The sequence below is a fragment of the Streptomyces katrae genome (assembly GCF_000966975.1).
Lineage (GTDB): Bacteria > Actinomycetota > Actinomycetes > Streptomycetales > Streptomycetaceae > Streptomyces > Streptomyces katrae.
Genome location: NZ_JZWV01001294.1, coordinates 1 through 4,502 on the forward strand (window position 1 = coordinate 1; position 4,502 = coordinate 4,502).

Genomic DNA, 4,502 nt, shown 5'->3' on the forward strand with positions numbered 1-4,502 from the left:
CCCCGAAGTCGGTGGCGATGCCCGCCAGCCCGTTGGCGTACCCCTGGCCGACCGCGCGCACCTTCCACACGCCGCCGCGCTGGTAGACCTCCACGACCACCAGCGCCGTCTCCGTCCCGAGCCGGGGCGGCGTGAAGGTGGCGATCACCGCGCCGCCGGCCGCCTCCCGCACCGTGGCGGTGGGCTCGATGCCCTGGAAGCTCTGCCCCGGGGCGTCCGGGCTGGCCGTGACCACGATCCGCTCGATACCGGGCGGCAGCGCGCCGGTGTCCACGGTGATCGAGTCCGGCGCCGCGCCGCCGCCGGACCGGTAGCTGACACCGGGCCCGGTGGGCTGGTTGTAGAAGATGAAGTCGGCGTCGGAGCGCACCTTGCCGTCCGCCGCGAGCAGCAGGCCCGACACGTCGAGCCGTACCGGGGCGGCCACGTCCACCGTCACGACGGTGGTGTTGAGCGGCAGGTTGGAACCAGGGGTCATAGCGGTCATGCCGGGAGAACGACCGGCGGCGCTTTGCCGTTCCCTTACCCTCGGCGGGATTTCAGCGCCGGTTGCGGGGGTGGTCGCGGGCGGTGCGCTCGTTGCCGAACTTGTAGGAGCCGGTCCAGCGGGCCATCACCAGCTGGGCGTCGCCCGACTCCACCTCGGCGAGGAACTTCGCGGCCCGCCCGCCCCTGAGGGTGCCCGCGGCGCGCCCCCGGTGCGTGATGACGACCGTGCCGTCGCCGTGTACCCCGTACGAGAATCCCTGTGCCCGGCCCATGGGGCGCAGCCTGCCCCGGTGGGGCCGGGGCGGCAACGGATTTACCGCGCCCCCGCCCCGGCGCCGCCCCGCGCGCCCCTCAGACGCCGGTGACCCGGCGCGGCAGGCCCAGCGGGTTGCCCTCGCGCAGCTCCGGCGGGAGCAGCGCGTCCGGCACCGACTGGTACGCCACCGGACGCAGCCAGCGCTCGATCGCCGTGCCGCCGACGGAGGTGGAGTGCGAGGTGGCGGCCGGGTAGGGGCCGCCGTGGTGCTGGGCCGGGGCCACCGCGACCCCGGTGGGCCAGCCGTTCACCACGATCCGCCCCGCCAGCCCCGTGACCTGCGCGATCAGCGCTGCGGCCGGGCCCGGGGCGCCTTCGGTCTCGGCCCGCGACAGCTGGAGGGTGGCGCTCAGGTTCCCGCCGAGCCGGTCCAGCACCGCCGCGGCCTCCTCCGCGCCGGAGTAGCGGACGACGACGGTCACCGGGCCGAAGCACTCCTCCAGCAGCAGCTCGTACGGGCCGCCCTCCAGCAGACGTGCCGCCGCGACGCTCAGATGCCCCGCGGCGACGGTGTGCTCCCCGCCGGGGCCGGGGGTGACCGGGGCGGTGACCCCGGGGAGCGCGGCCCGCTCGCGCACCCCCGAGACGAAGGCGTCCCGCATCCGGTGGTCGAGCAGCACCCCCGGCCCGGTCTGCCCGAGCTGCTTGGCGAGCGCGGCGGTGAGCAGGTCGCCGTCCGCGCCCTCGGGGACCAGGACCAGGCCGGGCTTCACGCAGAACTGGCCCACGCCCAGGGTCACGGAGGCGGCGAGTCCGGAGCCGATCTCCTCGGCGCGCTCGGCGGCGGCCGCCGGGGTGACCACGACGGGGTTGAGGGAGCCGAGCTCACCGTGGAAGGGGATGGGCACCGGCCGGGCGGCGGCCGCGTCGAACAGGGCCCGCCCGCCCCGGATGGAACCGGTGAACCCGGCGGCGGCCACCAGCGGGTGGCGGACCAGCTCCAGGCCGGCGTCGAACCCGTGGACCACCGTCACCACGTCGGCCGGCAGCCCGCTCGCCACGGCCGCCCGGCGCAGCAGCTCCCCGCACAGCTCGGAGGTGGCCGGGTGGTCCGGGTGGGCCTTGACGACCACCGGGCAGCCGGCGGCGAGGGCGCTCGCGGTGTCCCCGCCGGGCACGGAGAAGGCGAGCGGGAAGTTGGAGGCGGCGTAGACGGCGACCACGCCCAGCGGGACCTTGTAGCGGCGCAGTTCGGGGCGCGGCGGGGTGAGCGAGGGGTCGGCCCGGTCGATCCGGACGTCGAGGTAGGCGCCCTCCTCGACCACGTCGGCGAAGGCCCGCAGCTGGCCGGTGGTGCGGGCGAGCTCGCCGGTCAGGCGGGCGCTGCCCAGCGCGGTCTCGGCGTCGGCGGTCTCCACGATCCGGGTGGCGGCCCCGTCGAGCAGGTCGGCGGCGGCCCGCAGGAAGGCGGTGCGCGACGCCGCGGCGGCCAGGGCGCCGCGTGCGGCGTGGGCGGCCCGTACGGCCCGGTCCACGTCCGGGGCTGTGGCTTCCACCGCAACCCGTTCGCGCTGCTTCCCGGTGCGGGGGTCCACACTCCAGACTGGATTCGCCGTCATGGCCCGCTCCTCCCCGGATCGTTCAGTATTCTGAACGCCGTTCCGGTGAATGAATGATCACTTCTGCTGCGGACTCTAGGTTCCGCGTCCACCGGGTGACAAGAGGCGATCCGGGCCGACCAGAGGGGAAACAGGCGCATGACGACAGCCGAGACGGCCGGGACGGCCGGACCTCCCGCACCCGACGGGCCGGGACTCCCGGCGACGGCGCCGCCGGTGAAGTCGGCGGTGCGCACGGTCCTGCTGCTCGAACACTTCGCGGCCCACCCCGGGCTGCACAGCCTCGCCGACATCCAGAGCGACCTCTCCCTGCCCAAGTCCAGCCTCTACATGCTGCTGCGCACCCTGGTGAACCTGGGCTGGGTGGAGACGGACGCCACCGGCACCCGCTACGGCATCGGCGTCCGGGCCCTGCTCGTCGGCAGCTCGTACATCGACGGCGACGAGGTGGTCGCGGCCGCCCGGCCCAGCCTGGACCGGCTCTCCGACGACACCACCGAGACCATCCACCTGGCCCGGCTCGACGGGACGAGCGTCGTCTACCTCGCCACCCGGCCGTCCCGGCACTACCTGCGCCCCTTCACCCGGGTCGGGCGGCGGCTGCCCGTCCACTCGACCGCCCTGGGCAAGGCGCTGCTGGCCACCCACACCGACGAGGAGGTGCGCAGGCTGCTGCCGAGGAGGCTGGAGGCCGTCACCGAGCACACCATCACCGACCGGGAACGGCTGGTGGAGGAGCTGGCGCTGGTGCGGGAGCAGGGGTACGCCGTGGACCGGGAGGAGAACACGCTCGGGCTGCGCTGCTTCGGGGTGGCCGTCCCCTACCGGACGCCGGCCCGGGACGCGGTGAGCTGCTCGGTGCCGGTGGCCCGGCTTACGGAGGAGCACGAGCGGACGATCAAGGCGGCGCTGTTCGAGGCGCGGGACCGGCTGTCGGTGGTGACGCGGCGCATGTGACGTGGTGGGGGCGGGAGTTCCTCTCCCGCACGGGTCTCCTCCCCGGCTCGGGTGTTCCTCCCCCGCGCGGGGGAGGCGGTTCACCTTCGTGGGGGAGGTGGCGCGGGGCCGCGCACGGGACCGTTGAGCCATGAGCACACCAGCCGTCCAGAGGACGCACCCGATGAGCACCACGCGGCCCTCGGCCCCCCGCCTGGGGACCGGTCGGCGGATCCTGCGGGCCACCGCCCTGGCCGCCACCCTGCCCTACCTGACCCTCAAGGTGGCCTGGCTGGCCGGGAGCCGGGCCGGGATACCGGAGGGCAGCATCCTGCTGAGGGGCGGCTCGGCCCTGACCGTGGCCAACGCGATCACGCTCGCGATGGACGCCTGCGTGATCCTGCTCGCGCTGGCGCTCACCCGCCCCTGGGGGCGGCGCGTGCCCGGCCCGCTGCTGACCCTGCCGGTGTTCGCCGCCACCGGGCTGCTCACCCCGATCGTCCTCGGGTACCCGGCCCAGCTCCTCGTCAAGGCCCTGGGCATGGGCGCCGACGAGGCGGCCGACGCGGCCCGGGAACCCTTCCTCGACCCCTGGGTGTTCGCAGTCGTCTACAGCGGCTTCATCATCCAGGCGATCGCCCTGGCCGGCCTGTTCGTCCCCTATGCGCGGGAGCGCTGGGGCCGGCGCTGGCAGGGGGCGCTCGGGCGCGGGCGGCTCTCGTCACCGACGGGGGTGGTGGCGGGAGCCGCCGCGCTGGCGGGCGCCGTGGCGGGCGCGGTGCAGCTGTACTGGGCCTTCGGCGGAAGCGCGGGGCTGCCCGCCGAGCGGGTGGCGGCGTACTCGGCGGAGACGGGCGTGGTGTCCGGGGCGCACGCGATATGCGCCCTCGCCGCCGCGGCCGGGGCCCTGATGCTGGCCCGGGGCGGGGCGCTCCCGGCGAAGTGGCCGCTGGCCCTCACCTGGATCGGAGCCTCGGCGGCGGCGAGCTGGGGGGCGTGGACCCTGATAGCCGTCCTGGGAGTCAACCTGGGCGAGGGCGAACCCTCCACCACCGCCTTCTTCCTGGCCTACGCTGACCAGATGATCACCGGACTGCTGGCCGGGGCGGTGCTCGTGCGCCACCTCCTCACCCGAGGGGAGGCCGGCCCGGGGCGGCCGTAACGGGGCAGGCGCGAGGCCTGGCCGGGGCTCCGGCCGCAGC

Annotated in this window: 5 protein-coding genes; 2 read left to right on the plus strand and 3 right to left on the minus strand. The window is 75.6% G+C overall.

Annotation, left to right across the window (positions count from 1 at the left end; translation table 11 throughout):
* From VR44_RS36320 to VR44_RS36330, 3 genes are all read right to left on the minus strand, one after another.
* Positions 1-487: TerD family protein (locus tag VR44_RS36320; RefSeq protein WP_211275202.1), on the minus strand; the 487-nt coding region annotated here is incomplete at its 3' end.
* Between the two features lie 52 nt (positions 488-539).
* On the minus strand, positions 540-761 hold the full coding sequence (locus VR44_RS36325; RefSeq protein ID WP_045951928.1) for a hypothetical protein: 222 nt from the start codon (positions 759-761) through the stop codon (positions 540-542).
* Positions 762-840: 79 nt separating this feature from the next.
* Complete coding sequence (locus tag VR44_RS36330) at positions 841-2,364, minus strand: aldehyde dehydrogenase (NADP(+)) (protein WP_045951929.1); 1,524 nt, start codon at positions 2,362-2,364, stop codon at positions 841-843.
* Positions 2,365-2,502: 138 nt separating this feature from the next.
* On the opposite strand from VR44_RS36330, the gene VR44_RS36335 reads away from it, so the two are divergent.
* Together VR44_RS36335 and VR44_RS36340 are read left to right on the plus strand one after the other, a co-directional pair.
* Positions 2,503-3,321 (plus strand): IclR family transcriptional regulator, encoded by an 819-nt coding sequence (locus tag VR44_RS36335; RefSeq protein WP_245692803.1) that lies wholly within the window; start codon positions 2,503-2,505, stop codon positions 3,319-3,321.
* A gap of 163 nt (positions 3,322-3,484) precedes the next feature.
* A complete protein-coding gene (locus tag VR44_RS36340; RefSeq protein WP_045951931.1) occupies positions 3,485-4,462 on the plus strand; it encodes a hypothetical protein in 978 nt (325 codons plus the stop codon).
* Positions 4,463-4,502 lie beyond the last annotated feature (40 nt).

Excerpts from the sequence above, each read along its gene's own strand:
- VR44_RS36325 (WP_045951928.1), bottom strand. The coding sequence starts at position 761 with ATGGGCCGGGCACAGGGATTCTCGTACGGGGTACACGGCGACGGCACG.
- VR44_RS36330 (WP_045951929.1), bottom strand. The coding sequence starts at position 2,364 with ATGACGGCGAATCCAGTCTGGAGTGTGGACCCCCGCACCGGGAAGCAG.
- VR44_RS36335 (WP_245692803.1), top strand. The coding sequence starts at position 2,503 with ATGACGACAGCCGAGACGGCCGGGACGGCCGGACCTCCCGCACCCGAC.
- VR44_RS36340 (WP_045951931.1), top strand. The coding sequence starts at position 3,485 with ATGAGCACCACGCGGCCCTCGGCCCCCCGCCTGGGGACCGGTCGGCGG.